Below are 24,723 nucleotides of genomic sequence, written 5' to 3' on the forward strand. Positions count from 1 at the left end.
GGAGAAGAGATGATGACAACGGCCTCACTGATTTTTACCAACGGCAAATTCCATACCGTGGATCGCGCCAACCCGTTAGCCACTGCGGTGGCGATCAAAGACGGCAAGTTTCTCGCGGTAGGCAGCGAAGCGGAAGTGATGCGCTTTGCTGGTAACGACACGCAGATTATTGATGCCAAAGGCCACACCGGTATTCCTGGCCTTAACGACTCACACCTGCACCTGATTCGCGGTGGCCTTAACTACAACCTTGAACTGCGCTGGGAAGGCGTACCGTCACTGGCCGATGCGCTGCGTATGCTGCGTGAACAGGCGCTGCGCACCCCTTCACCGCAGTGGGTGCGCGTCGTCGGCGGCTGGAGTGAATTCCAGTTTGCTGAACGCCGCATGCCGACGCTGGATGAGATCAATGCCGCCGCGCCGGATACGCCAGTGTTCATCCTGCACCTGTATGACCGTGCCCTGCTGAACCGCGCTGCGCTGCGCGTGGTCGGTTACACCAAAGACACGCCGAACCCACCGGGCGGTGAAATCCAGCGTGACAGCAACGGTAACCCGACCGGCATGCTGATTGCGCGCCCTAACGCCATGCTGCTGTACGCGACGCTGGCGAAAGGACCGAAGCTGCCGCTGGAACAGCAGGTTAACTCCACACGTCAGTTTATGCGTGAGCTGAACCGCCTCGGCCTGACCAGCGCCATTGATGCGGGTGGCGGCTTCCAGAACTATCCCGATGATTACGATGTGATTTCGGAACTGCACGCCAAAAAGCAGCTGACGGTGCGCATTGCCTACAACCTGTTTACCCAGCGCCCCGGCCATGAACTGGAAGATTTCGAGAAGTGGACCGACATGCTGAAGCCGGGCCAGGGCACCAATTTCCTGCGTCATAATGGAGCGGGCGAGATGCTGGTGTTCTCGGCGGCCGATTTCGAAGACTTCCTCGAACCGCGCCCCGACCTGGCCCCCGGCATGGAAGATGAGCTGGAGCGCGTGGTGCGCCATCTGGTTGAGCATCGCTGGCCATTCCGTCTGCATGCCACCTACAACGAATCGATCAGCCGCATGCTGGACGTGTTTGAAAAAGTAAACCGCGATATTCCGTTTAACGGCCTGCACTGGTTCTTTGACCACGCCGAGACCATCACCGAAGCCAACATTGAGCGCGTTAAAGCGCTGGGTGGCGGGCTGGCCGTGCAGCATCGTATGGCGTTCCAGGGGGAGTACTTCGTCGATCGCTACGGTAAAGAAGCCGCCAAACAGACGCCGCCGGTGGCGCGCATGCTGGATGCGGAGGTGCCTGTCGGTTTGGGCACCGATGCCACGCGCGTCGCCAGCTATAACCCATGGACCGCGCTCTACTGGCTGGTTTCTGGCCGCACCGTCGGCGGCATGCAGTTGTACGATGACAATGCCCGTATTGACCGCGAAACCGCGCTGATGCTGTGGACCAAAGGCAGCGCCTGGTTCTCCAGCGAGCAGAATGCCAAAGGGGAAATCAAAGTCGGTCAGTTAGCGGATCTGGTGCTGCTGTCGAAAGATTTCTTCAGCGTGCCGGAAGAGGAGATTAAAGGGATTGAATCGGTATTAACGCTGGTCGATGGCGAAGTGGTGTATGCCGCAGGCGGCTTCACGCCGCTGTCACCGCCACCGGTGCCAGTGTTGCCAGAGTGGTCTCCGGTGGTCACCGTGCCGGGCCACTACCGTAGCGCGCCACCGCAAGCCAGTGGTCGTGCGGCGATGATGCCGAAAGTGCACCAGTGCAGCGGCCCTTGTGGGGTACACAGCCACTCACACGATGTGGCACGCCAGTCTTCGGTGCCGGTGTCGGATAACCATGCCTTCTGGGGTGCGCTGGGCTGTTCGTGCTTCGCGTTTTGAGTTAAAGGCGGTTTATGGCCCTCTCCTGGTGAGAGGGCTTTGCTGCAAATGGGGACACAGACTTTGGCGGTGGCGCGGGTCTGTTTCCGCAACCAAAAAAGATTACCCCGCCAGGCCAAACCCTTGCTTGCCGTTCTTCTTAATCTGGTACATCGCTTCATCGGCACGCGTCAGCGCCTCATCAAAACTAAAGTGCGGCTGCACCGTCGCCACGCCAATGGAAGCACCAATCTGCGCATGGCCGTTATCCACATCAAACGGCGTCAGTGCGGCATCCAGCACCGCCTGCATCATGATGCGCACTTTGGGGAAATCGATCAGGAACGGCATCAGCAGCACAAACTCATCACCACCTAAACGGCCCACCACCACGTTCGGTGGCACCTGGTCAAGAATGCGCTGGCTGAGTTGAATCAGCACTTCATCGCCACTGCGATGGCCGAGCGTGTCGTTAACATGCTTAAAGTTATCGAGATCGATAAATGCCACACACAGCGGCCCCTGCGCTTTCATTTTGCTGAAATGCGTTTGCAGCGCGTGGCGGTTGGTCAGGCCGGTCAGCGGATCGTGATGCGCCAATGAAGAGAGTTGCGCTTCATACTGCTTCTCTTTGGTCATATCGATGTGCGTGCCGGTGACTTTAAGCGGATTGCCTTCTTCGTCCCACTCGGTGACGCGCCCGCGATCCAGCACCCAGGTAATTTTGTCGTTCTTACCCAGCATGCGATGCAGCGCCTCATAGTAAGGCGCACGCCCTTCGATGTGATCGTAAAACGCCTTGAGCACTTCATCGGCGTCATCGGGGTGCAGGCGTTCGCGCCAGACTTCAAACTGCGCTTTGGTCTCTTTCGGCTGGAATCCCAGCATTGAACCCCAGCGTCGATTGAAAATCACCAGCTTGCCGCTGGGAATATCCAGCTGCCACAAACATAAACCGGTTCCGTCCAGCGCCGCACTCAGCTTGTTTCGCGCGTCATGCGCTATGCGCTTTAAGCGCGCATTATGCTTTTTCAGGTTCTGAATCTGCTGACGCAGCGCTTCTTCGGACATGATGGCTGACGGAGAGGAAATAAGGGTTATTCTGCCTGCCAGGAAGTTTCTGATAAATAAAACAAATGAAAAGCCGATCAGTAGCGGAAAATTGCATCAAGCTCAGAGGGAACGGCGAAACATTGAGGTTATTTCAGCTAACAAAACTTTCTTTATTCCTGCAAGGCAGTGGAAAACGCGCCAGCCGCCTGGGCCAGCGCCCTGTAGATCTACTCCGATTCGCCAAAGCGCTGATCAAACATCGTGACAACCTGATGCAGCACACCCGCCTCATCGCCTCCTTCACATACCACTTCCACACTGCCACCCGCTTTGATGCCAGCTCGCATGATGTTCATCATACTGCTGGCATTGACGTCTTTGCCTTCGTAGCGCAGCGTGACGCGGCAGTCATGGCCTTTTAACGCCTTGGCCAGCTGTGCCGCCGGGCGCGCATGGATGCCAGTACTATTTTTCACGGTAACGATTTGACTCAACATGACGGTTCTCCTGGTTAATGGGGGAAATAACGCCTTCCTGCTGCAATTTAAATTGATAGAACGCCTGCCAGCGCTGCTGATAACGCTGCAACGCGTGGCCGCGTTGTGGGTCGGGTTGATAGCACTGCGCCACACGCACCTCAGGTGGAGGCACATCCGCACAGGCAATCAGCAGTGCGCCCACGGATACCGCTTCATCAAAGGCAATCGCTTCTACCGTTCGCGCCAGACTGTCAGCCTTGAGCTGAAGCCACAGCGGATTGCGCGTGGCCGGGCCAATCACTTTCAGTGCGGGGCCAGCCGGCACCGCAAAACAGGTAAAGCAGTTGGCAAACTCCATGGTTAACCCAAGTAGCACAGTGAGCAGCAATTCATCGTGCGGCAACGTATCGCTCAGACCGTACATCAACCCGCGCGTATGGCGGTTTTTGTAAGGCGAGCCGGATCCACGTAAATGCGGGATAAACAGCGGTAATCCTTCCGGCTGCCACTCATCAGCCAGATAACGCTGCGTGGCTTGTACCAGCGCGGCATCGATCTCCTCGCGTGATAGCCGAAAAGTGCTGCTCACCCACTCCAGCGCAAAGCCCCCCACCGGCAGTGAGGCGAATAGCGTGAAATGGTTATCCCGCGAATAACGCCCGTTGGCGAGTTTGTCGCGCCGGGCTTGCTCATTGAGCAAAGGCTGTGGTTGCAGCAGCAAAATGCCTTCGGTGGTGCCGGTAGAGTTCAGTACCTCGCCGGTTTGCAGCTGTAATGCCCGCGCGCCCACCATATGATCGTGCCCAGCCAGCGTGACGCACACCGGCTGGGTTAACCCCAGTGCCTCACGGCACGCGGGTGTCACCCATCCCGCCACTTCCCCCGGCGCCAGCAGGGGCGCAAAAGCATCCAGCGGCAGTTGCAAAATATCGGCGGCCTGCGCCGACCAGCTTCCCTGCTGGAGATCGAGACACAGCGTGCGGCTGGCGAGCGTGGTGTCAGTGCGCTGTGCGCCGGTTAAGCGCCACAACAGCACCTCCGGCGCATGCAGCCAGCGCAAACCGTGACGCCCGCGCAGCGCATAGTTATCCAGTAGCCAGCGCATCTTGAAGGCTGAATAATTACTGTGCAGCGGCAAACCCGTGATTTGATACAACCGCTGGCTGTCCGCTTCGGTTAAGGTGGCGAGATACTCTTCGCCCCGACGATCATACCAGGCCAGCATCGGCGTCAGGATATTGCCAGCCTCGTCGAGAAACACGCCGGACTCACCAAAGCTGGCAATACTGATATGCGTCACCGTGCAATCCGTTGCCGCGATCAGGCTGCGCATCGTCGCCACCACCTGCTGCCACAGCGCTTCGATATCGAAATCGACGTTGCCAGTGGGCGAAGTGATTTTGGGTGTGACGAACTTACGCTCATCCAGTCGGGACGCATCCCGACGAGAAAAACAGGCGACTTTACAGTTAGTCGTACCGATATCAATGACGATGGCCGCAGCGTTCTCAGGCATACACGGCACCTCGTGTCAGGCGGAAGATGCCCCACAGCACCAGACCCACCACCGGCACCAGGCCAATCGCTATCACGTTGCCGTTGAAGATTTCCAGCAGCCAGAAGCGGAACGGGTTGCCGCCGTCAAGGAAGCTGGAGACCTGGCCGCTAGAGCCTTCGGCAAACTTGAAGTTCACGTCTTTCGCCATTCCGGTAATAAAGGGCGCAATTTTGGTGGCAATCCACAGGTCGGCCACGATCACGGGAATCGCCGCCAGCACGGTGCGGAAGATGTTGCCACGACTGGCCAGCGCAATCATCGACGCCATCACCGCGAGGTTCGCCAAATCGCCCAGCGGCAGCACCTGGTTGCCTGGCAGGATAAAGGCGATGAACACGGAAATCGGCGTCAGCAGCAGCGCGGAAGAGATGATCGCCGGGTTGCCCACTGCCACCGCGATATCCAGCCCGATATAGAGATCGTCACGGCCTGGGTATTTGGTGTTGAGGTACTTCTTGATCGCTTCCGACAGCGGCAACAGGCCTTCCATCAGGATGCGCACCATGCGCGGCAGAATAAACATCACGCCGCCAATGCTGATACCGAGCAGCAGGATATGCTTGAAGTCATACCCGGCGATAACCCCCAGCAGCAGGCCCAGAATGGTGCCGACCATCATCGGCTCACCAAAGATGCCCAGCTTTTTCTGCACGGTTTGTGGATCGATGTGGATACGGTTGAGACCCGGAATCTTGTCGATGATTTTGTCCACCAGCAAGCCCACCGGGAAGAACACCACGGCGGACAGCGTCGGCAGTGAAATCCCTTCCAGGCCAAAGTATTTCTGCACCATCGGCGCGGACCAGTCTGCAAGCTTCAGTACCACAATGGCGGCAATGGCAGCGGCCAGTAATCCGAAGAAGAAACTGCCTGTGCTGTAGTAAACCAGCGTACCGGCCAGCGCGAAGTGCCAGTAGTTCCACATGTCCACATCGACGGTGCGAGTGCGGTTCATTGCCAGCATCGCCACGTTGATCAGAATCGTCAGCGGAATGACGAACGGTGCAATCGGCGATCCCCAGGTAATAGCAGAGAGCGGCGGCCAGCCGAGATCCACCACTGGCAGATTAATATTGGTGCGTTCTACCATTGCCTGCGCAGCCGGGCCAACATTACTGGTGAGAATATCGAAGATGGCGTAGATCCCGACGAAGCCAATGCCTACGGTTAACGATGAGCGCAAGGCTTTGGCCGGTTTGACCTTAAAGCACAGTGCAAGAATAAACAGCACCAGCGGTAATAATACGGTTGGGCCAAAACCCAATATATATTGCACCACGGTGTAGAGGCTATGAGCGATTTCATTCATGGCAGACCCCTTATGACGGGCGTAAACGTACCTGGCGTTAGCGCCCTATTATGGCAATCGGATTAAATAAATAAGTAATTATTGGTTTTTCAAAATTTCGACAATTTTTTCCAGCACTTTTTCTTCGCCTACACCGGTAATAATCGGTAAGCCGTTAACCACCGGGATATCTAATTCATATGGCACTTTAGTGGTGGAAACCACCAGAGCGACACCGTCGGTATTATTGGGCAAAGAGGCGACGTTGGTTTGCGAGTAATTCACATTAAGACCGTGCTCCTGGCAATATTCCATGACTTTCTCTGTCACGGCAGTCGATGTGGCAATGCCGGTAGCGCATACAAATAAAATCGTCTGGCTCATACTTCACCTCGTTCGGTCATGGTTTCTGTGATGCGTTGATAAATTTGCTGATCGTTAAGCTGCAATAATTGCTGCATAAAATCGCTATCCTGAATCAGTTCCATAATCCAGCCCAACACATTTAATTGCTTATTACTTTCACTCAGTGCCAGCAGAAACACCACGCGTACCGGCACCGGTTCTGGCTCGCCGCCCATATCGGCAAAGGTCACCGGCTGCGGCAGAATGCCGATACTGATGGCGTTGTGGCGCACATGGCGATGGTCGGTATGCGGAATCGCTACGCCAACCGGTTCCGTTGGTAAGCCGGTGGGGAAGTCCTGCTCACGCGCCAGCACATGCTCGGCAAAATCTGCGACCACCAGCGCTTCCTCCACCAGCGGCTGTGCCAGTTGGCGAATCACCTGATCGACACTCAGCCCCTCATTGAGGTGCTGCACATAGTGCGGCTTAAACTGGATCCCCTGCATACGCGGCCTCACTGATATCATTCAAACGCAGAATCTTGTGGTAGACCTCATGTTCCACCGCCTGACGCGCATCGGACATGACTGCCGCCAGATTGGCTTCATTGTGATTCTTCTGCCATGCGTGACCGACGCTGGTGATAAAGGAACGGCGCAGGTCGCTGGCGATGTTCACTTTCACCACCCGATGATTAACAAACTGCTGCAAGATGCTGTCCGCGATACCGGAACCGCCGTGGATGACCAGCGGGATGGGCGTGATCTGCGCAATTTCCGCCAGCAACGGCAGATCGATACGCGGAATATCATCCAGTCCATGCACATTACCGACCGAAATCGCCAGCAGGTCACAGCCCGTTTCGCGCACAAACTCCACCACCTGCTGCGGGTCGGTTTTGCAATCCGCTTCGCTGACGTGATCGTCTTCTTTACCCAGAATCGCACCCAGCTCAGCTTCCACCGGCACGTTGTAGTTCTGGCAGAATTCCACAGCCTGACGCGTCAGCTTGATGTTCTCTTCAAACGGCAGCGCAGCCCCATCGATCATTACCGAAGTAAATCCGGCACGCACCGCCTGGCGGATATCATCCATATTGCGGCCGTGATCGAGATGCAGGCTGATCGCCACATCCATCTGTGCGGCGCGACGCTGCACCATTTCATAGATGTAGTCATAGCCGGACAGACGCGCATTGGTGGGCGCGATTTGAATAAAATTCGGCACGTTACTGCGTTCAATCGCATTTAATATGCCGAGCGTGGTTTCCAGATTGGTGGTATTAAAGGCGCCGGCCAGCACGCGCTTATTTTCCAGTTGACGAATAAATTGATGACCGTTGACTAATGGCATGTCAGCTTACCTCTCTTCGTTGCAGAACGGTGCCCAAATAATATTTATTCCCTTTTAACCAGACATTGCCGAATTCCACCGGCAATTCACGTGAGAAAAACACCAACTGTTCTAAATGCAGTACCGGCGCATCCTCACTGATATCCAAAAAATGTCCGCGTTCATTACCGATTAAGCGCGCGGCATAGCGACTTTCGGAATAACGTATTTTCTGTTGCGATAATCGTTCGATGGTGGGAAACAGGTTATTGTGATTAAAATCCACCTCGGCAATGCCGGGTACCAGTTCCATATTGATGCGATTCTCAATCAGCATCACTCTTTCATCATCGATATAACGTAACCGCTCCAGATAAAGAATTTCCTGCCCCGGTTTAATGCGTAATTTTTCGGCAATATAACGGTTGGCCGGTTCAACCCGCGTGGCGATCACCTGCGTGCTGAAATTAATTTGCTGGCTTTCCAGTGACTCGGCGAAAGAGAGCAACCCTTCCCCCAATGGATAGCGAATGTTTTCTTTCTTAACGAAGGTGCCTTTGCCCTGCACTTGTACCAGCACACCTTCTTTGACTAACTGCGCCACGGCTTTTTTCACCGTACCGCGACTGACGTCAAGCATATCCATGATCTGGAACTCCGAAGGAATGCGGTCATCCTCCACCAGATCGCCGGTATAGATACTCTCGCGAATCCACTCCACTACCTGCTGATAGAGCGGGACCTGCGAACTCTTACTCAATGTTTTCATGGCGCGCACCTGAACATTCAGAGTTGTCTATGGACAATCATGTACAACTTCGAGGCTTATAGTAGGGAATTGCGTCTGGCGAGGGATCGAGGACAGTCACGTTTTCGCGTACCGGATCTGTGACAATAAAGTGTGATCTGTATCTCACTTGAAATCTGTGCACTGTACTTCCGATGGAGAAATTGTGTTCTGTGACGCGGATCAACAGATATTCGTTAGTCGATGCTGTGATCATGTTTACTAGAATGGTAGTTTAACAGTTATCGCAGCAACACGATGACGGTGGATGAGATTATGCAACTGACAATGCGTTGGTTTGGTCCCAAAGAAGATAAAGTTTCGCTGGAATATATACGCCAGGTGCCGGGTGTACGTGGCGTAGTCGGCGCGCTGTATGACGTGCCGGTCGGGGAAACCTGGCCGAAAGATAAGATTAAAGCACTGGTTGATCAGGTACATGCCGCCGGTCTGACGGTGGAAGTGATCGAGAGCGTCAACATTCATGACGACATCAAGATCGGCCTGCCGAGCCGCGATCAATATATTGAGAACTACAAGCAGAGCATTCGTCACCTCGCTGAAGTCGGCGTGAAAGTGATCTGCTACAACTTCATGCCGGTATTTGACTGGATGAAGACCGACATGAACTACGTGCTGCCAGACGGCTCACTCACCATGGCGTTCGAGAAGAAAGGCATCGATAAGAGCCTCGACGAAGTGGTGCAGGAAGTGTTGGGCAACTCGAATGGTTTCGCGCTGCCAGGCTGGGAGCCAGAGCGTCTGGCGAAAGTGCAGGATCTGTTTGCGCAATACAAAGACGTTGACGACAACAAGCTGCGTGAAAACCTCGCTTACTTCCTGAAAGCGGTGATCCCGGTATGTGAAGAAGTGGGCGTGAAGATGGCGATCCATCCTGACGATCCACCGTACTCGATCTTCGGTCTGCCACGCATTGTGAAGAATCGCGAAGACCTCGACTGGATCTGTAACGTGGTGGATTCAGAGGCTAACGGCATCACGCTGTGTACCGGATCGATTGCGGAAGATCCGCAGAATGATGTGTACGGTATTCTGGCCGAGTTCTCACGCCGCAAACGTATTCCATTTGCGCACGTACGTAACATCAAGATTATTCAGGACAAAGATTTCTACGAGTGCGCACATCCTACTGAGTATGGCTCGCTGGATATGTACAAGGTGCTGCAATCGATGCACGACAACGGCTTCGATGGCTACATTCGTTCCGATCATGGCCGCTTTATCTGGGGCGAAACCGGACGTCCGGGCTACGGTCTGTATGACCGCGCACTCGGCACCACTTACCTTATGGGTCTGTGGGAAGCGCTGGAAAAGCGCTAATTCACCCTGCCCTCCAGGCCGCTGATAACAGCGGCCTTTTTTATTGCCGTCAGTCTTCCCAGCACGTTAACGGAAAACCTCATCCCACCCCTTAAACAGCAGGCTGGCATTCACGCCGCCGAAGCCAAAGCCGTTCGACAGCACATACTGCATCGCCATCGGCAGAGGTTTCAATGCCACCAGATTCAGCCCGGCAGCGGCTTCATCGGGATTTAGCAGATTGAGCGTGGGCGGTGCGATTTGATCGCGCAGTGCCAGGATCGAGAAGATCGCCTCCACGCCGCCCGCGGCACCCAGCAAATGCCCGGTGGCAGATTTGGTCGAGGTGATCGCCACATTGCTGTCCGCAAACAGCGTGCGAATGGCCGCCAGCTCGCCTTTGTCACCCACCGGCGTGGAGGTGGCATGAGCGTTGATATGCTGCACCTCTGCTGGGGTGATGCCCGCCTGCGCCAGCGCGGTTTCCATCGCACGACGCGCACCCTCACCGGTTTCCGGTCCGGCGGTGAGATGATAGGCATCGGCACTGGTGCCATAGCCGACCAGCTCCGCCAGCGGTGTCGCACCGCGTGCCTGTGCATGTTCCAGAGATTCAATCACCAGCAGACCCGCGCCCTCACCCATTACAAAGCCATCGCGATCACGATCAAACGGACGAGATGCCTGTTCAGGATGATCGTTAAATCCGCCTGACATCGCTTTCGCAGCCGCAAAGCCCGCCAGACTGACGCGATGGATCGCCGCCTCGGTGCCGCCGCACAGCGCGATGTCCGCCTCGCCGCTGCGGATCAATCGTGCCGCATCGCCAATCGCCTGCGCACCCGCCGCGCACGCCGTGACAGGGGCGCCAATCGGGCCGCGAAAACCGTGGGCAATCGACACATGTCCCGCCGCCAGATTGGCGAGGAAGGAGGGAATGGTAAACGGCGATAAGCGGCGCGGACCACGATTGGCGGTGGTTTCAACCGCGTTGGCGATCTCGTTGAAACCACCAATACCAGTGGCGATCACCGTCGCGGTGCGCTGGCGATCCGCCTCATCCTGTGGGAACCAGTTAGCTTGCGTCAGCGCTTCATGCGCCGCCACCAGCGCAAACTCAATAAAGCGATCCATTTTCTTGCGATCTTTTGGCGCGATCACGCGCTCGGGATCGAAGCCATGCTGTGGATCTTGTTCCAGCGTGGGTACTTGACCCGCCACTTTGCAGCTGATGTCCTGCACCATCTCGTCCGGTAAGGCGCTGATGCCGGATTTCCCTGCCAGCAGTGACTGCCACACCGCTTCTGTACCGCAGCCGAGCGGGGAAACCATCCCCATACCAGTAATCACAATACGTTTCATCGATAACTCCTTAAGCTGCGGGCTTTTTCATCAAAGGAACCAGCAGCGCAGCGATACAAAATCCGACCATGATCAGCCAGAATGCGTCCGAAAAAGCCTGCGTGCGCGCCTCGCGCAGGGTGAGTGAAGCCAGCGATTGCAGCGCCGCCGTGTGCGCCGCATCCGGGCTGAGTCCGTTAAACATCAGGGCTGCGGTGCGCGATTGCAGATAGTCGCCGAGCGACAAACTGGCGCTGTTGAGGTGATCGGCCAGGCGGCTGAAGTGCAGATTGGTGCGGTCATTCAGCACGGTGCCGCACAGCGCAATGCCGATAGCGCCACCGAGATTACGCATCAGATTAAACAGTCCTGAGGCTAATTTTAGTCGCGCGGGTGGCAAGCTGCCGAGCGTCAGCGTCACGGTGGGCGCCACCGCAAACTGCTGCGCCATGCCGCGAAACGCCTGCGGAAACAGCAGCTCTTTTGCGCCCCATTCATGGGTAATCGGCACAAAGAAAAACATCGATACACCAAAACTCATCAGGCCAAACGCCAGCAAAATGCGCAGATCGACGCGGTTCGCCAGCCAGGCATAAAGCGGGATCGATAGGATCTGAAAAATGCCGGTGGAGAAGATCGCTAACCCGATCTCCAGCGCACTAAAGCCGCGCACCTGGCTGAGAAACAGCGGCGTGAGATAGATGGTGGCGAAGATCCCCACGCCAGCCATGAACGAGAAATAACAGCCGAGGCTAAAGCCTGGATCTTTTAACGCGCGCAGATCCATGATCGGCTTGGCGTGGTTTAACGTGCGGAAGATAAACAGCACGCCACACAGCAATGCGATCCAGCCCGTGGTGGTGATGGTGCTGTCGTCAAACCAACCCCAGCGCGGCCCCTCTTCCAGGGTGTACTCCAGACAACCCAGTGATAGCGCCAGCAAGACAATGCTGAAGTAATCCGCACCGCGCAGTAACTCGGGATTCGGCGAGTCGATCCTAACCAGCAGCGGCACCGCAATGGTGATGTAGATACCAGGGATGATGTTGATGTAAAACAGCCAGTGCCAGCTGAAGTTATCGGTGATCCAACCGCCTACCGTGGGCCCTAGCGTCGGCGCTAATGAAGCCAGCGCCCCTACGGTGGCGGCGGCAATCACCCGCTGCTTACCCTGGAAAAAGGCAAAGGCGGTGGTGAACACCAGCGGAATCATCGAGCCGCCCGCCAATCCCTGCAAGGCGCGAAAGGCGATCATGCTCTGAATATTCCACGCCCAGCCACACAGCAAACTCATTACCGTAAATCCGCAGGCGGAGACGGCAAACAGCCAGCGTGTGGACATCACGCTCGCCAGCCAGCCGGAAAGTGGAATGATGATGATTTCCGCGATCAGGTAGCTGGTTTGCACCCACACGGTTTCGTCGTCACCCGCCGAGAGCCCTCCGCCGATATCCCGCAATGAGGCGGAGACAATCTGGATATCCAGCAAGGCGATAAACATGCCGATGCACATGGTGGCAAAGGCGAACACCTTCTTGCTGACCGGCATCTCCGCCGGTGCCATCAGCGGTGCAGCCACGCTGCTCATCGCGCGCTTCTCTCATCCACCGTCACCGTGACGGAAAGACCAGGGCGTAACAGACCCAGCACCGCCGCGTCGCCGTCCAGCACAATGCGCACCGGCACGCGCTGGACAATTTTGGTGAAGTTGCCAGTGGCGTTTTCTGCCGGAAGAATGCTGAAGCGTGAACCGGTGGCTGGCGACAGGCTGCCAACGTGGCCATTAAAGGTGCGACCGGGTAACACGTCCGCGACGATGCGAGCCACCTGCCCCGGCTTCATATTGGCCAGCTGGCTCTCTTTGAAGTTGGCATCGATCCACAGCCCTTGCGCCGGCACCAGCGACAGTAGCTGCGTGCCGCTGCTGACATAAGAACCTGACCAGGCCCGACGGTTGCCCACCACACCATCAAAGGGGGCGCGGATTTCAGTGTATTCAAGATTGAGCTTCGCCATCGCCAGCCCCGCTTGTGCCTGAGTTAAGGCGGCTTTGGCCTGCTGCTCACGGGCATCCAGCACCTGCAACTGGCGCTCGGCAACGGTTTTGTCGGCGCGGGTTTTGCTCTCTTCCGCCATCGCCTGATGGTAATCGGCCTGAGCATGATCGCGGATCTGCTGTGAGACCGCGGAGCTACTGGCCAGCGCACTGTAGCGGCGCTGATCGGAGGTGGTTTTCAGTGTTACCGCCTGCGCTGCCAGCAGAGAGGCGTGCGTGCCCGCAATAGTGGCAAGTTGCAGCTGGCGCGTGGCGGCGATATCGCTTAACGCGGCCTGCTGTGCGGCCACTTCCCCCGCCGCCTGATCCACTGCCGCCAGATAATCACGGTTATCCAACTGCACCAGCAGATCGCCCTTTTTCACCTGCGCGTTGTCCTGCACCGCCAGCGTGTGGATGTAGCCCGACACTTTGGCAGAGATGGCGCTGATATCTGCACCAACATACGCATCGTCGGTGGAAGGCATAAAGCGCGCGGTGTGCCACCAATAGTAGCCATAACCTGCCGCCGCTAAACCGCCGATCGCCACTGCCAGCAGCAGAGCGGATTTTTTACGCGTGCGGGTCATGGCTGTTTCTCTGTAACAGGGGGAGAGAACTTCAGCGTGCCGTCACCCGCACGTTTTTTCTGCAAATAATCATGGCGATAGTGCATGATCGGTGCCGCTGCAGGGCCGGGCACCATTTGGTATTTATCGCTGGTGAGCGGTTGGCCGTTTTCGCTATCGACCAGCTGCGGTTTCACCGGACGCTGGGTGGCGGTTTCCACCAGCTGCATCTGCCTTCCCTCCGGCGAGAAGTGAGTGCTGCCCCACTCGGCCAGCGCCAGGATAACGCCACGCAAATCACGTCCGGCGGGCGTAAGGTGATATTCGAAGCGCATCGGCGTGTTGCTGTAACACACCTTTTCCAGCAAACCATCTTCCACCAGCTCTTTCAGGCGGCGCGACAAGATGTTCGGCGCCACGCCGCTGTTTTTCTGGAATTCGTCAAAACGGGTAAAACCGGCCAGCGCATCGCGCATGATTAGCATGCTCCAGCCATCGCCGACACGGCCAAGGCTGCGCGCAATCGGGCAGGCCATTTGATAGAGCGGTTCGTTTTTCATGGTGGGTATTCCGCAAAGGATCTTATGCGGCATACTGTTGCAGAGTGACTATCATTTTGCAAGTGACTTGCATAATGATAGCAAGGAGTGTTCATGGTGAAGCGCGAATTTGCCAAAAAAAACGGCAGCCACACTGGGCTGCCGTTTCATCACAACTTAGCCATCTCTAGGTGCGCACGCGCAGCGCCGCCTCAATCTTGTCGGCGATCTTAGTGACCACATACGCAATCACCATGTAGAACACCACCGCAATCAGGAAGGCTTCGAGGTAGTAGAAATTCAGCGCTGCCGTCAGCTGCGCCTGGGCAAAGATATCCACCACTTCAATCGCAAACGCCAGCGACAGGGCTTTCATGATCACCATAAACGCATTCGCCAGATCGGGGATCGCCGCCACGATAATCTGCGGGAACATCACCCGACGGAACAGCTGTCCACCGCTGTAGCCGAGTGATAAGGCTGCATCGGATTGTCCACTGTCGAACGAGTTCAGCGCGCCTTTCCACACTTCGGCCTGGAATGCCGCGACACAGGCACTCAGTGCCACAATGATGATCACCCAGTTCGGCAGTGAATGGGCATTCACCTCGACGCCAAACAGCGTGGCAACAAAGTGCAGCGCCGGTGGCAAGCCGTAATAGGCGAGGAAAATCACCACCACCATCGGCACGCCTTTGAAGGCGATTTTGTAAGTGATCACCAGCTGGCGCAGCACTGGAATGCGGCGATGCTCGATAAAGGCAAACAACCCGCCCAACAGCGTCGAACAGATAAACACCGTCACCGCCATCAGCAGCGTCACCGGTACCGCATCGAGAATGCTCCAGAAATCCGGCAGCAAAACCTCAGCATCAAACATGGTTTGTCTCCCCGACTCAGACGCTGGTGGTGAACTTCACGCGCGGTGCAGACTTCGAGCTGTACTTCGCATGACGTTGTTCAAAGAAGCGGATAACCAGCCACGCCACACCGCACAGCAGTGAATAGAGCACGGCCAACACCAGATAGGTGCCGAACTGATACTGGTTGTAATCGCGTTCCATAATCAGGTGCGCGGTCGCCATCACATCTGCCGCACCGATGTACATCACCAGCGCCACGTTGTGAATCAGATAGATAATCGCATTGCCGTAACCCGGCAGCGCAAAGTGCACCGCCTGCGGGCCAATCACCCGCAGCATTTTCTGGCGGAAGCTGTAGCCAAGGCTGTCGGTGGCATCGTGCTGACCCCGTTCCACCGCAAGGTATGCCGGGCGCATCACTTCCGACAGATAGCCGCCGTGATACAGGCTCAGGCCGATCATCGCCGCCACATTGGCGGTAAAGAAGTCACCAAAACCGAAATTATCGGTGATCAGCGGCATGCCGTAGAAGGCCACAAACAGCTGCAGCACCACGGGCACGCTGCGCGCATAGGAAACGTAGAGATCGGCCAGCTGGCTGATCACGGGAATACGGCGCACGCGAAAAACGGTGGCGATCAGCGCCAGAAAGAACCCGGCAATCATCGCGACAAACATGATGCCGAGCGTCAGTGGCAGCGCCGACAGCAGTTCTGGAATCATGGAGGATAGATTCACGGTGAAACACTCCTGCTAAAAAGGACAGCATGCGCCCGGCTCAGCACCGGGCGCAGTGAATCTATTACTTCATGTACTTAGTGACTTCTTCGCCAAACCACTTCTGCGCCAGCTTATCCAGCGTGCCGTCGTCTTTCAGTTCTTTCAGCGCTTTGTTCACGTCATCGTTCAGGGCCTGGTTTTCGGCAGAGCGGTGGATCAGTACATAGGTATTGTTGATCACCACTGGCTCACTGGCTTTGATCGCCAGCTTCTGGTTGTCGATCACCGTCTGCTCACCGAGGTTTGAAGGCAGGATCAGCGCATCGTATTTCCCGTTCTGCACTTCTTTCAGGCGATCCGGGTAAGGCACGCCCGCGCTGGACGCTTTGATGGTGATTTTGTCGTTCGGGTTATCCTGCTGCCACTGAGTGACGAATTTATACACGCCGCCGCCTGCGGTCACCGGCACGATATTCTTGCCGACCAGATCCTTCATGCCGTTGATATTGCTATCGCTGCGGCTGTAGATCTTCATCAGGCTGGCACCGATCGGTGCATCCGGAATCAGGAACTGTTTGCTGCGCGCTGGCGCTTTATAGTAACCGCCGGTCGCCATGTCGTACTTGCCGGTCACCAGGCCCGTTTCCTGTGCGATATCCGCCGCGCCTTCCATCACAAACTTGTACTGTGGCAGTTTGGCGTTGATGGCTTTCAGCACGTCCGGCTCGTAACCCTGAGGTTCGTGACCGATCGCGCCCCATGACAGCGGTTTGGATTCCGCAGCGGTGGCGATTTTGATGGTGCGTACCGCGTCAGCAAAGCTGTTACCGCTGATCAGAGCCAGGGCGATGATGCCAGGCGCGGCCAGGCGACGTAATGTGGTTTTGATTGCAGGCATGTCTTTGATTCCTTTAATTATTAGAATGCTCGTTCTGAACTGAGGAACTGTGCAAGGCGCGGCAGGGTTGGGTTATCAAACATCTCTGTCGGACTGCCCTGCGCGGCCACGACACCCTGATCCATAAACACGATGCGATTCGAAATGCTTTTCGCGAACTGCATCTCATGCGTCACCAGCAGCGAGGTAATGCCGGATGACGCCACGTCTTTAATCACTTTCAGCACTTCACCCACCAGCTCAGGATCGAGCGATGAGGTCGGTTCATCAAACAGCATCACATCCGGACGCACCGCCAAAGCACGGGCGATACCGGTGCGCTGTAACTGGCCGCCAGACAGCTGCGACGGATAGTGATCGAGCTTGGCCCCCAGGCCTACGCGCTCCAGCTCCTGCACAGCGATGTCGCGCGCTTGCTGTTTGGTTTTACGCTGGATGACGATCAGCGGATCCATCACGTTTTCCAGCACCGTCATGTTTTTGAACACGTTAAACTGCTGGAACACCATGGCGGTGCGCAGACGGATCGCCTGGATCGCCGCTTTATCCGGTGACTGATAATCCATGCGGATCTGATCCAGCTGAATGGTCCCGGCTGACGGCTTCGCCAGATAGTTAATGCAGCGCAGCAGCGTGGTTTTCCCGGTGCCGCTTGGCCCGATGATCGACACCACATCGCCGCGTTTTACCGACAGATCAACCCCTTTCAGGATCGGATTGCTGCCGTACGAGAGCGTAATATTGTTGAGTTCTAACATCCGGTGCAGCCCTTATTTGTTCAGGTCAGCATGGCCGAGCACATGCATCAGACGGTTGGCCCAGCCGAAAATGGCGATGGCGTGGATCAGATCGATAATCTCCTGATCGTTCATGCCGACGGCACGCAGTGCCGCCACATCTTCCGGTGTGGCCTCAGAAGGCGTAACCGATAAACGGCGGGCAAAGCGGTAGATCGCCGCATCGCGTTCACCTAATACATCCGCTCTATCAAAATAGATGGCACTGACCACGGCGTCACTATCAGCTAACTGTGCATGACGTCGCGCATGCACCACCGCGCAATAACGGCAGCCGTTGACGATCGAAGCCCCCAGCGCGCCCAGCTCACGATCGGCACGATCGAGGCCACCTTCGACATACATAATGGCGTTGAACAGCCCGGTACGTGCGGTGTAACTCTCGGGATCGTGCACCAGCGTGCGCACGTACTCGGAGATCTTCTTGTTGGACGGCGTGACTTTCATCGCATCGAGCTGCGCCGGTGTCGCCTGTTCTACATCGACTGGCGTGATGTACGGATGCCAGTGCAGCGGCTTGAGATTTACCGACGGAATCATGCGGACCTCATCAAACGTAAGCCAGCCGCCACGCGCGTCTGGAAGTTAACAAAGGCGATCAGCTCAGAGAGCGCAACAATTTGCGGGTTGCTCAAACCGGCCTGCTCCAGCAAGCGAATATGCTGTTCGGTAGCCTGAATCGGCTGCTGCGTGACCATGTCAGCATGGCGCGCAATCGTGGCCAGCGGCTCTTCCGCTACGGCGCAACCTGAGGCCAGCGCCAGCAAGGCTTCAGACGGATTTAACGCCGCCAGCTGCGCCTGGTAATCACGTTGCAGCGGCGCATCGTAGTTCAACACCGCCATACGCTGCGCCAGTGCCAGACGCAGATCCGCAGGTAAACCCTGATCCTCTTCCGGCGCGAGTACTGACACACGGCACGCTTCCGCGCCCTCAACAAATTCGGGACGCAGGCGGCGCGTCTGATACAACGCCTCATCTGGTGTTAATCCAGCTGCTTGATCAATAGCGTCGCTCACAACGCGTTCTCCTGTTTTAGTAACGGGGTTGAATCCACCCATTCATCGCCCTGTAATTCAGGGGTGTCAAAAGCTTGTAAGTTGGCGTAGTGCTGCTCGACGTCCTCGGCAAACAGCGAGGCGGTAATACCGCGCACCAGGCGATCGGCACCGGCGCTTACCGCAGGAATGTCGCCGGAGACTTTGCCGTGCGTCAGCATGGCGGCATCGTTGAAGCAGTGGATGTGTGCCAGCATCGGGCAGGCATCAGGCGTCAGTTCGCGGAACTCGAATGAAGGGCCGAGATCCGGCGCTTCCAGCAGGCTGTGGCGCGGATTGCCCATCTCAGGTTGATAGCGACCGTCAGACCAGCTGCGAATATGCGGCGCAATGGCGGCAAACTCCGGGCGGCCGTGGAAATCGTTGGTGAAGCCGGTGGCGGCGATCAAAAAGTCGTAGTGCAGTGCGCCCTGGGTGGTTTCAATCAGCAGGCCGTTTTCTTCCTGTTTAACGGCGTTAATGCCGCAATCGAGGAAGAAGCGCGCGTTCTCATGACGTGATACGCGCAGAGTGGAAGAGCGCGGCGGTGGCGTTTGCGTCGCGGCGGTGTAATCGACAAATTTCCATTTCCACGCATCCGGCAACTGATGCATGCCGTGCACCACGCCCTGACTGCCAATGCCGGTCATCTTGTTGATACGCGGCATTTCTTTGCGGCGAATCAGCAGATCGACGGCAGCAGCGCCCTGTTCCAGCGCGGTGGCCGCGTTATCCATCGACGAGGCGCCTGCACCAATCACCGCAATGCGCTTGCCTTGTAAGGCGGCGAAATCGATGTCATCAGCGGAGTGTGCCCAGAACTGGCGATCAATGCCCTGCAGGAAATCCGGCACGGCGAAGCCACCGAGGCCAGAACGTCCGGTGGCGAGCACCAACCGGCGCGTATAAACACGCTCGGTTTCGGCACCTTCCAAATCCAGCGCAATCAAATCCCCGGCCTGTGCAATGCTGGTGACACGCACGTTGTTGTGCACCGGCAGATTCAGCACCTTGCGGTACCAAATCAGGTAATCCATCCACTGCGCTTTAGGGATTTTGTCCAGCGCCTGCCACGCCTCTTTGCCCCACTGCGCCGTGAACCAGGCGCGGAAGGTCAGTTGCGCGAGGCCGAGAGCCGGGCCGTGCAGCGTTTTTGGTGAGCGCAGGGTTTCCATACGCGCAAAAGTGATCCACGGCCCCTCCAGCCCAGCGGGTGCGGCGTCATAAGCCACCACATTGCTGATGCCGGTGAACTGTAATTTGGCGAGTGCCGCCAGACCGCACATGCCCGCTCCAATCACCACTACATCGCGTACCGGCGCACTCTGAAAGGTGCGTTCCGGTACCCAGGATTTGGCGGGCAGTTCCAGAAATTCCAGATCCTGCTGAAGCTGAGCTTCTAATGCAGCAAGACCTTTGGCGGCATACGTCATAGAGAGATTTCCCTGGTGTCAGCGATCGCGTTGAGAGCGAGCGAAAACGATGAAAACACGCCGATGATCCTACCTTTTTAATTATCCATAAAACGCATAATAGGTAGCTAACAATCATCAATACGCATAATAGGAGCAAAGTTTTCGCATAATCCTCTTGCCCTAAATGTGAGTCAAGATTTTCGCTCAGGATTTGACCAATGGATTTCTTATATCTTATGCCGAAAAAGTTATAAGCGTTGAAAATGAAGGGATTCATCGCGCCTGATAAGTCAGGAAGCCGCGGTACTTTATCCTGCCGCTGTAGTGTAATAGGGCTATTGCGTGCCTAATGCATTCGGTTCAGATGCGTAGCGATACGCTTCATCTCTAATTGAAGCGCTAATGCAGTTGGATGAACTCAATTGCCCCGCTATGACTCCTGGTTTATCACTCGCATGATGCGCGGATGTTCACTGGCAGGCAGACGTTCAAACCCTGGCAGCAGCTGAGTAGCGGCGTCTGCCAGCGCTTCCACCAGTGCCTGCGCAGCGCTGGAAATCTGCCGGCCTTGCGGCGTGATCACGCCAAAGAAGTAAGGGATGTCTTCCTGAATCGGACGAATCGCCACACCGGCCAGCGGCATGCCCCAGCCGGTGACCGGTTCGAGGATCGCCACGCCCAATCCGGCACGCACGCAGCCCAGAATATTTGCCGATGAGTTGGTTTCGATAGTTTCCAGCAGCGGCGCTTTGACTTTCTTCAGCGCTTTTTCGTAACGACTACGCAGGCGTTGCGGACTCCACGGTGCAATCAAACGGCGGCCAGCAAGCTGGCTCAGCGAAAGCGCGCTGTGTGCCGCCAGTTCATCCTCTTCCGGTAGCGCAATTACGCACTGTGATTGCCCAATCCAGTGCAACTCCACCGCATGATGCTCCAGCGGCAAGCTGCACAAACCGATGTCTGCTTCAGCGGTAATCACCGCATGTGCCGTCTGTACGGCAGACTCACTGATGATTTGCACTTTGTTCTGTAAATTGAGTGCGGCCAGTGCCTGCGGCAATAACCCGGCGGCCAGCGCGGGCGTGGCGGCAATACTGAGCGGACGATGCTGTTGATGCGCAATCTCTTGTGCGCGGAGTCGGATCTGTTGCAGCGACAGCAGTGCTTTCTGCACATACTGATGCAGCTGCAGCGCCTCTTCCGAGGGATGAATACGCGGGCCGTTGCGGATAAACAGCGGATAACCCAGCGACTGCTCCAGCTCCTGAATCAGGCGGGAAACGGCGGGCTGCGAGCGGTTTAGTGCTTTGGCGGCCGCCGTCACGCTGCCGGCTGAAATTACCGCCGAGAAGGCTTCCAGCTGACGCAGATCGAGGTCGTTTAACAGAGTCATCGCGTGGTTACTTCCCTAAGTCATTGATCGTTCCCGACAATCACGCGGGAAAAAATCCATCATAGTGAGAGTTACGCGAATTAGCCACTCAATGAATACCGCCAACGATGCCCATTAAAAATGAGTGAGGCCAAGGTGTCGAATGAGAAGTATATGCAATGTCTTTGCGGGTAATCACAATTTAAGCACAGCCTATTGGAGTCGGAGTTTAGCAAGCAGTGGATTAACAAGCTGTAGGGCATACATTACATAAATAGCGGGTGATAATGACATATACAATCTCATCCACTGACATATTTAAAATAAAATAAAAACTACAATCAAAAAGTCATTATAGATTCAACTACTCGTTATTACTCCAATGAAATAAAAAGTTTGCACATTTTTTAGTTTCAATTTCTCCGGACTTATCTTAACCACCAGGAATAATATGAAAGTCTCATATGTATTCATTTTGTTATTTCTTTCACTCATTTCTCTAAGTGCGAAGGCAGTGATCAGTATTACACGCGCTGAAATTCCTGCTGGTTCCTCCAGAATTGAAATAAGCTACAGCGCATCCGGTGGAAATTCCACGTCACACATTGGATGTGGCGTTAGGTATTGTGGATTCGGCATTTGGGTAGTGAACAGCTCGGGAGCAACTGCAACAACACGCTATGCGTTACATAGTGGCAGCGGCGGAATGCCCGCTACCGATACCTGGTCAAATGCCAACATTACTTTTTTACGCAATTATCCCGCTAGTGCCTCTTTTACCGCAAGTTTACCTTTAGGAGCCCCACCCTATTCGATTTGTGTGGGTGGCGGAACAAATGCTTTTGGCGCTCAGTATCGAAACCAACCGGGCACTTCATGCCGCACAGTTTCTCTCCCCCCGGTACCAACTAGCTGCTCATTCTCTGGATCTCCTAACATCAACCATGGCTCACTGCAGGCTGACAAAGTGAACGGAAAGCAGGATAGCGTTTCTATCAATGTATACTGTAATCGCGCCACCTCAGCCACTATCGGCAGCCTGGGCGGTACCATAAACCTGGGTGGCGGAGTGACTTCAACACTCACTTTTGATGGGCGCAGCTCAGGTTCTATTTATCTGTCCAGCGGCAACTCTACCCATACAGTATCCTCAACATTAAGGGCAACAAATCCCACGCCCGGTGATAAGAGCGGCAGCGGCACCATTGTGATCAACCTACCCTGAGCCGTAAGTAAAGAGACCGCATCTAATCAGCTCCTGTCCTCACGGCCCGGCAATTGCCGGGTTTTTTATCGCTAAACTTGCATAGAAAACGATTGCGCCCGAAACTATTCTCTCCCTAATCCTGAATCGCATGGAAGAGAAAGGAATGGCGTTATGACGCAGAATGGCATCCCAGCTAACCGCCCCCTGTTGCTCGCGCTGCTGGTCGCAGTCACCTTCTTTATGGAAAACCTCGACGCCACCGTCATCACCACCGCTATTCCCCAAATGGCGCGCGATTTCGCTGCCAGCCCGGTAGCGCTTAACGTGGGTGTGAGTGCGTATTTACTGGCTGTGGCGGTGGGTATTCCGATGAGCGGCTGGTTAGCGGAACGCTACGGAGCGCGCACGGTGTTTGCCTGTGCAATTCTGGTATTTACTGTTGCGTCGATACTGTGTGGGCTCAGCGATACCCTGCCAATGTTCACGTTAAGCCGCGTTTTGCAGGGCATTGGCGGCGCGATGATGGTGCCAGTCGGTCGTATGGTAGTGCTTCGTGTGACCGAAAAAAAGGACATGGTGAAAACCATCGCCTTTATTACCTGGCCAGGATTGATTGCCCCGGTGCTCGGTCCACCGCTCGGTGGCTTGATAGTGACTTACGGACATTGGCCGTGGATCTTCTGGCTCAATATCCCGCTCGGCATTATCGCCATTGTTGCCACCGTTTATCTGGTGCCCCAGTTTAAAGCAGAACAACCGCGTCCGTTTGATGTGCGCGGATTCGTGCTGACCGCTACCGCCTGCACCGCGCTGATTATCTCCCTGGAAGCGCTCGGACAAATGCATCTCAGCCTTGGCATTCCATTGCTGTTACTTGGCGTATTGTGCAGTGTGCTGGCCTATCGCCACAGCTTCAACCATCCGCAACCGCTGTTGCCGTTCAGTGCCATGACCATTGATACCTTCCGAAATGCCGTTGTCGGGGGATCACTGTTCCGCGCATCCATTAATGCCGTTCCGTTTCTGTTGCCGTTGTTATTTCAGCTTGGATTTGGCTGGAGTGCTGCGCAGGCAGGCGCCATGGTGCTGTGGGTATTTGCCGGCAATCTGGCAATGAAACCCGCGACCACCTGGCTGATGAAACGCTTTGGCTTCCGGCGGGTGCTAATGGTGAACGGCGTCATCAGCCTGGCCGCAATGCTGGGCTGCCTGCTGCTCAGCCCTTCACTTGGGTACTTTGCGATTGCTGGGATTCTGTTTATCGGGGGCTTGTCGCGCTCGCTGCAGTTCAGCTGCTACAACAGTCTGGGTTTTGCAGATGTGCCACAAGCGAAAATGAGTGATGCGTCTGTGGTGTTTAGTATTTTCTTCCAGTTCAGCATGAGCGCCGGCATTGCGCTGGCCGCCCTGTTCTTACGCGGAGCCATGCTGTGGCACGAACATGCAACCATTAAGCAGAATGACATTCATATCGCTTTCGCGGGTGTAGCTTTGCTGGTGCTGATGTCCTTGTTTGATGTCTGGCGGCTGGAGAAAAATGCCGGAGCACAGGTGCTGAGTCGTTAACAATAAAACTGCCTGCGCGGATAATGCGTGGGCGGCTTTATTCATGGCTAGCTCATCAGGAGAATCATGGCTTATTAATAAGTATCATTAACTGTTCTCGTAATATTTCCGACGCTGTTCACATTAAATGCTATCTTGCGATGTTATAGTTTTCAGCAATTGGATCGATAGGTTATTCAGATTAAAATATCGACATCCTGTTTCCTCTATCCTTTTATCACTTCATTTGTAATACATCCCTGACAAATAGCCCATTCACTCACTACATCATCAGAAAATAAATCTTATTTTCATCAGATTGCTCGCTATTCATAATACCTTCCAACGACGCCAATAAAA

Annotated in this window: 24 protein-coding genes; 4 read left to right on the forward strand and 20 right to left on the reverse strand. The window is 55.6% G+C overall.

Features of this window, described 5'->3' with window-relative positions; translation table 11 throughout:
- Positions 1–12 precede the first annotated feature (12 nt).
- Positions 13–1,881, forward strand: coding sequence for an amidohydrolase (locus tag FD744_RS17200; protein ID WP_373424428.1), 1,869 nt, complete (start codon positions 13–15; stop codon positions 1,879–1,881).
- Between the two features lie 102 nt (positions 1,882–1,983).
- Here the strand turns inward: FD744_RS17200 and FD744_RS17205 are convergent, their stop codons facing one another.
- From FD744_RS17205 to FD744_RS17240, 8 genes are all read right to left on the reverse strand, one after another.
- Positions 1,984–2,931, reverse strand: a complete 948-nt coding sequence (locus FD744_RS17205; protein ID WP_034823311.1) for a sensor domain-containing diguanylate cyclase — start codon at positions 2,929–2,931, stop codon at positions 1,984–1,986.
- Between the two features lie 209 nt (positions 2,932–3,140).
- Positions 3,141–3,410: an HPr family phosphocarrier protein gene (locus tag FD744_RS17210; RefSeq protein ID WP_034823312.1), complete on the reverse strand. Its 270-nt coding sequence runs from the start codon at positions 3,408–3,410 to the stop codon at positions 3,141–3,143.
- Positions 3,379–4,908, reverse strand: coding sequence for an L-fuculokinase (locus FD744_RS17215; RefSeq protein WP_160868818.1), 1,530 nt, complete (start codon positions 4,906–4,908; stop codon positions 3,379–3,381). The genes FD744_RS17210 and FD744_RS17215 overlap by 32 nt, the downstream gene beginning before the upstream one ends.
- On the reverse strand, positions 4,901–6,259 hold the full coding sequence (locus FD744_RS17220) for a PTS galactitol transporter subunit IIC (RefSeq protein WP_160868819.1): 1,359 nt from the start codon (positions 6,257–6,259) through the stop codon (positions 4,901–4,903). The genes FD744_RS17215 and FD744_RS17220 overlap by 8 nt, the downstream gene beginning before the upstream one ends.
- 78 nt (positions 6,260–6,337) lie before the next feature.
- Positions 6,338–6,622: a PTS sugar transporter subunit IIB gene (locus FD744_RS17225; protein WP_034823315.1), complete on the reverse strand. Its 285-nt coding sequence runs from the start codon at positions 6,620–6,622 to the stop codon at positions 6,338–6,340.
- The gene (locus FD744_RS17230; protein ID WP_160868820.1) at positions 6,619–7,092 is read right to left on the reverse strand and encodes a PTS sugar transporter subunit IIA; all 474 of its coding nucleotides are present in this window, start codon (positions 7,090–7,092) and stop codon (positions 6,619–6,621) included. Before FD744_RS17230 ends, FD744_RS17225 begins: the two co-directional genes overlap by 4 nt.
- Positions 7,073–7,939, reverse strand: a complete 867-nt coding sequence (locus FD744_RS17235; protein WP_160868821.1) for a class II aldolase — start codon at positions 7,937–7,939, stop codon at positions 7,073–7,075. The genes FD744_RS17230 and FD744_RS17235 overlap by 20 nt, the downstream gene beginning before the upstream one ends.
- Position 7,940: 1 nt before the next feature.
- The gene (locus FD744_RS17240; RefSeq protein ID WP_160868822.1) at positions 7,941–8,687 is read right to left on the reverse strand and encodes a GntR family transcriptional regulator; all 747 of its coding nucleotides are present in this window, start codon (positions 8,685–8,687) and stop codon (positions 7,941–7,943) included.
- Positions 8,688–8,981: 294 nt separating this feature from the next.
- On the opposite strand from FD744_RS17240, the gene uxuA reads away from it, so the two are divergent.
- Positions 8,982–10,046 carry a mannonate dehydratase gene (gene uxuA / locus FD744_RS17245; protein ID WP_034823371.1) on the forward strand — a complete coding sequence of 355 codons (1,065 nt, stop codon included), beginning with the start codon at positions 8,982–8,984 and terminating at the stop codon, positions 10,044–10,046.
- Positions 10,047–10,112: 66 nt separating this feature from the next.
- Here the strand turns inward: uxuA and fabF are convergent, their stop codons facing one another.
- The 12 genes from fabF to FD744_RS17305 all read right to left on the reverse strand — a co-directional run bounded on the left by fabF (position 10,113) and on the right by FD744_RS17305 (position 21,632).
- Positions 10,113–11,387 carry a beta-ketoacyl-ACP synthase II gene (fabF, locus tag FD744_RS17250; RefSeq protein ID WP_160868823.1) on the reverse strand — a complete coding sequence of 425 codons (1,275 nt, stop codon included), beginning with the start codon at positions 11,385–11,387 and terminating at the stop codon, positions 10,113–10,115.
- 10 nt (positions 11,388–11,397) lie between these two features.
- Complete coding sequence (locus FD744_RS17255) at positions 11,398–12,954, reverse strand: DHA2 family efflux MFS transporter permease subunit (RefSeq protein ID WP_237449403.1); 1,557 nt, start codon at positions 12,952–12,954, stop codon at positions 11,398–11,400.
- Positions 12,951–13,991, reverse strand: a complete 1,041-nt coding sequence (locus tag FD744_RS17260) for an HlyD family secretion protein (protein WP_160868824.1) — start codon at positions 13,989–13,991, stop codon at positions 12,951–12,953. Before FD744_RS17260 ends, FD744_RS17255 begins: the two co-directional genes overlap by 4 nt.
- The gene (locus FD744_RS17265; RefSeq protein WP_160868825.1) at positions 13,988–14,530 is read right to left on the reverse strand and encodes a helix-turn-helix domain-containing protein; all 543 of its coding nucleotides are present in this window, start codon (positions 14,528–14,530) and stop codon (positions 13,988–13,990) included. The genes FD744_RS17260 and FD744_RS17265 overlap by 4 nt, the downstream gene beginning before the upstream one ends.
- A gap of 166 nt (positions 14,531–14,696) precedes the next feature.
- Positions 14,697–15,389 (reverse strand): amino acid ABC transporter permease, encoded by a 693-nt coding sequence (locus FD744_RS17270; protein ID WP_034823323.1) that lies wholly within the window; start codon positions 15,387–15,389, stop codon positions 14,697–14,699.
- A gap of 16 nt (positions 15,390–15,405) precedes the next feature.
- Positions 15,406–16,095, reverse strand: coding sequence for an amino acid ABC transporter permease (locus FD744_RS17275; RefSeq protein WP_197080186.1), 690 nt, complete (start codon positions 16,093–16,095; stop codon positions 15,406–15,408).
- Positions 16,096–16,174: 79 nt separating this feature from the next.
- Positions 16,175–16,990: a transporter substrate-binding domain-containing protein gene (locus FD744_RS17280; protein WP_039327144.1), complete on the reverse strand. Its 816-nt coding sequence runs from the start codon at positions 16,988–16,990 to the stop codon at positions 16,175–16,177.
- A 20-nt stretch (positions 16,991–17,010) separates the two neighbouring features.
- Positions 17,011–17,748 (reverse strand): amino acid ABC transporter ATP-binding protein, encoded by a 738-nt coding sequence (locus FD744_RS17285; protein WP_160833014.1) that lies wholly within the window; start codon positions 17,746–17,748, stop codon positions 17,011–17,013.
- 12 nt (positions 17,749–17,760) lie between these two features.
- The gene (locus FD744_RS17290) at positions 17,761–18,327 is read right to left on the reverse strand and encodes a peroxidase-related enzyme (RefSeq protein WP_045814738.1); all 567 of its coding nucleotides are present in this window, start codon (positions 18,325–18,327) and stop codon (positions 17,761–17,763) included.
- Positions 18,324–18,806 (reverse strand): hypothetical protein, encoded by a 483-nt coding sequence (locus FD744_RS17295; protein WP_160868826.1) that lies wholly within the window; start codon positions 18,804–18,806, stop codon positions 18,324–18,326. Before FD744_RS17295 ends, FD744_RS17290 begins: the two co-directional genes overlap by 4 nt.
- Complete coding sequence (locus FD744_RS17300; protein ID WP_160868827.1) at positions 18,803–20,257, reverse strand: NAD(P)-binding domain-containing protein; 1,455 nt, start codon at positions 20,255–20,257, stop codon at positions 18,803–18,805. Before FD744_RS17300 ends, FD744_RS17295 begins: the two co-directional genes overlap by 4 nt.
- 412 nt (positions 20,258–20,669) lie before the next feature.
- Complete coding sequence (locus FD744_RS17305; protein WP_034823330.1) at positions 20,670–21,632, reverse strand: LysR family transcriptional regulator; 963 nt, start codon at positions 21,630–21,632, stop codon at positions 20,670–20,672.
- Between the two features lie 430 nt (positions 21,633–22,062).
- Between FD744_RS17305 and FD744_RS17310 the strand changes: the two genes are divergently transcribed.
- Both FD744_RS17310 and FD744_RS17315 read left to right on the forward strand, forming a co-directional pair.
- Entirely contained in the window at positions 22,063–22,836 is a 774-nt protein-coding gene (locus tag FD744_RS17310; RefSeq protein WP_160868828.1) for a hypothetical protein, read from the forward strand.
- Positions 22,837–22,989: 153 nt separating this feature from the next.
- The gene (locus tag FD744_RS17315) at positions 22,990–24,384 is read left to right on the forward strand and encodes an MFS transporter (RefSeq protein WP_160868829.1); all 1,395 of its coding nucleotides are present in this window, start codon (positions 22,990–22,992) and stop codon (positions 24,382–24,384) included.
- The last annotated feature ends 339 nt before the right edge of the window (positions 24,385–24,723 follow it).

Origin of the sequence: Pantoea sp. Taur, assembly GCF_009830025.1 — a bacterium.
Lineage (GTDB): Bacteria > Pseudomonadota > Gammaproteobacteria > Enterobacterales > Enterobacteriaceae > Pantoea > Pantoea communis.

Excerpts from the sequence above, each read along its gene's own strand:
- FD744_RS17200 (WP_373424428.1), top strand. The coding sequence starts at position 13 with ATGACAACGGCCTCACTGATTTTTACCAACGGCAAATTCCATACCGTG.
- FD744_RS17205 (WP_034823311.1), bottom strand. The coding sequence starts at position 2,931 with ATGTCCGAAGAAGCGCTGCGTCAGCAGATTCAGAACCTGAAAAAGCAT.
- FD744_RS17210 (WP_034823312.1), bottom strand. The coding sequence starts at position 3,410 with ATGTTGAGTCAAATCGTTACCGTGAAAAATAGTACTGGCATCCATGCG.
- FD744_RS17215 (WP_160868818.1), bottom strand. The coding sequence starts at position 4,908 with ATGCCTGAGAACGCTGCGGCCATCGTCATTGATATCGGTACGACTAAC.
- FD744_RS17220 (WP_160868819.1), bottom strand. The coding sequence starts at position 6,259 with ATGAATGAAATCGCTCATAGCCTCTACACCGTGGTGCAATATATATTG.
- FD744_RS17225 (WP_034823315.1), bottom strand. The coding sequence starts at position 6,622 with ATGAGCCAGACGATTTTATTTGTATGCGCTACCGGCATTGCCACATCG.
- FD744_RS17230 (WP_160868820.1), bottom strand. The coding sequence starts at position 7,092 with ATGCAGGGGATCCAGTTTAAGCCGCACTATGTGCAGCACCTCAATGAG.
- FD744_RS17235 (WP_160868821.1), bottom strand. The coding sequence starts at position 7,939 with ATGCCATTAGTCAACGGTCATCAATTTATTCGTCAACTGGAAAATAAG.
- FD744_RS17240 (WP_160868822.1), bottom strand. The coding sequence starts at position 8,687 with ATGAAAACATTGAGTAAGAGTTCGCAGGTCCCGCTCTATCAGCAGGTA.
- uxuA (WP_034823371.1), top strand. The coding sequence starts at position 8,982 with ATGCAACTGACAATGCGTTGGTTTGGTCCCAAAGAAGATAAAGTTTCG.
- fabF (WP_160868823.1), bottom strand. The coding sequence starts at position 11,387 with ATGAAACGTATTGTGATTACTGGTATGGGGATGGTTTCCCCGCTCGGC.
- FD744_RS17255 (WP_237449403.1), bottom strand. The coding sequence starts at position 12,954 with ATGAGCAGCGTGGCTGCACCGCTGATGGCACCGGCGGAGATGCCGGTC.
- FD744_RS17260 (WP_160868824.1), bottom strand. The coding sequence starts at position 13,991 with ATGACCCGCACGCGTAAAAAATCCGCTCTGCTGCTGGCAGTGGCGATC.
- FD744_RS17265 (WP_160868825.1), bottom strand. The coding sequence starts at position 14,530 with ATGAAAAACGAACCGCTCTATCAAATGGCCTGCCCGATTGCGCGCAGC.
- FD744_RS17270 (WP_034823323.1), bottom strand. The coding sequence starts at position 15,389 with ATGTTTGATGCTGAGGTTTTGCTGCCGGATTTCTGGAGCATTCTCGAT.
- FD744_RS17275 (WP_197080186.1), bottom strand. The coding sequence starts at position 16,095 with ATGATTCCAGAACTGCTGTCGGCGCTGCCACTGACGCTCGGCATCATG.
- FD744_RS17280 (WP_039327144.1), bottom strand. The coding sequence starts at position 16,990 with ATGCCTGCAATCAAAACCACATTACGTCGCCTGGCCGCGCCTGGCATC.
- FD744_RS17285 (WP_160833014.1), bottom strand. The coding sequence starts at position 17,748 with ATGTTAGAACTCAACAATATTACGCTCTCGTACGGCAGCAATCCGATC.
- FD744_RS17290 (WP_045814738.1), bottom strand. The coding sequence starts at position 18,327 with ATGATTCCGTCGGTAAATCTCAAGCCGCTGCACTGGCATCCGTACATC.
- FD744_RS17300 (WP_160868827.1), bottom strand. The coding sequence starts at position 20,257 with ATGACGTATGCCGCCAAAGGTCTTGCTGCATTAGAAGCTCAGCTTCAG.
- FD744_RS17305 (WP_034823330.1), bottom strand. The coding sequence starts at position 21,632 with ATGACTCTGTTAAACGACCTCGATCTGCGTCAGCTGGAAGCCTTCTCG.
- FD744_RS17310 (WP_160868828.1), top strand. The coding sequence starts at position 22,063 with ATGAAAGTCTCATATGTATTCATTTTGTTATTTCTTTCACTCATTTCT.
- FD744_RS17315 (WP_160868829.1), top strand. The coding sequence starts at position 22,990 with ATGACGCAGAATGGCATCCCAGCTAACCGCCCCCTGTTGCTCGCGCTG.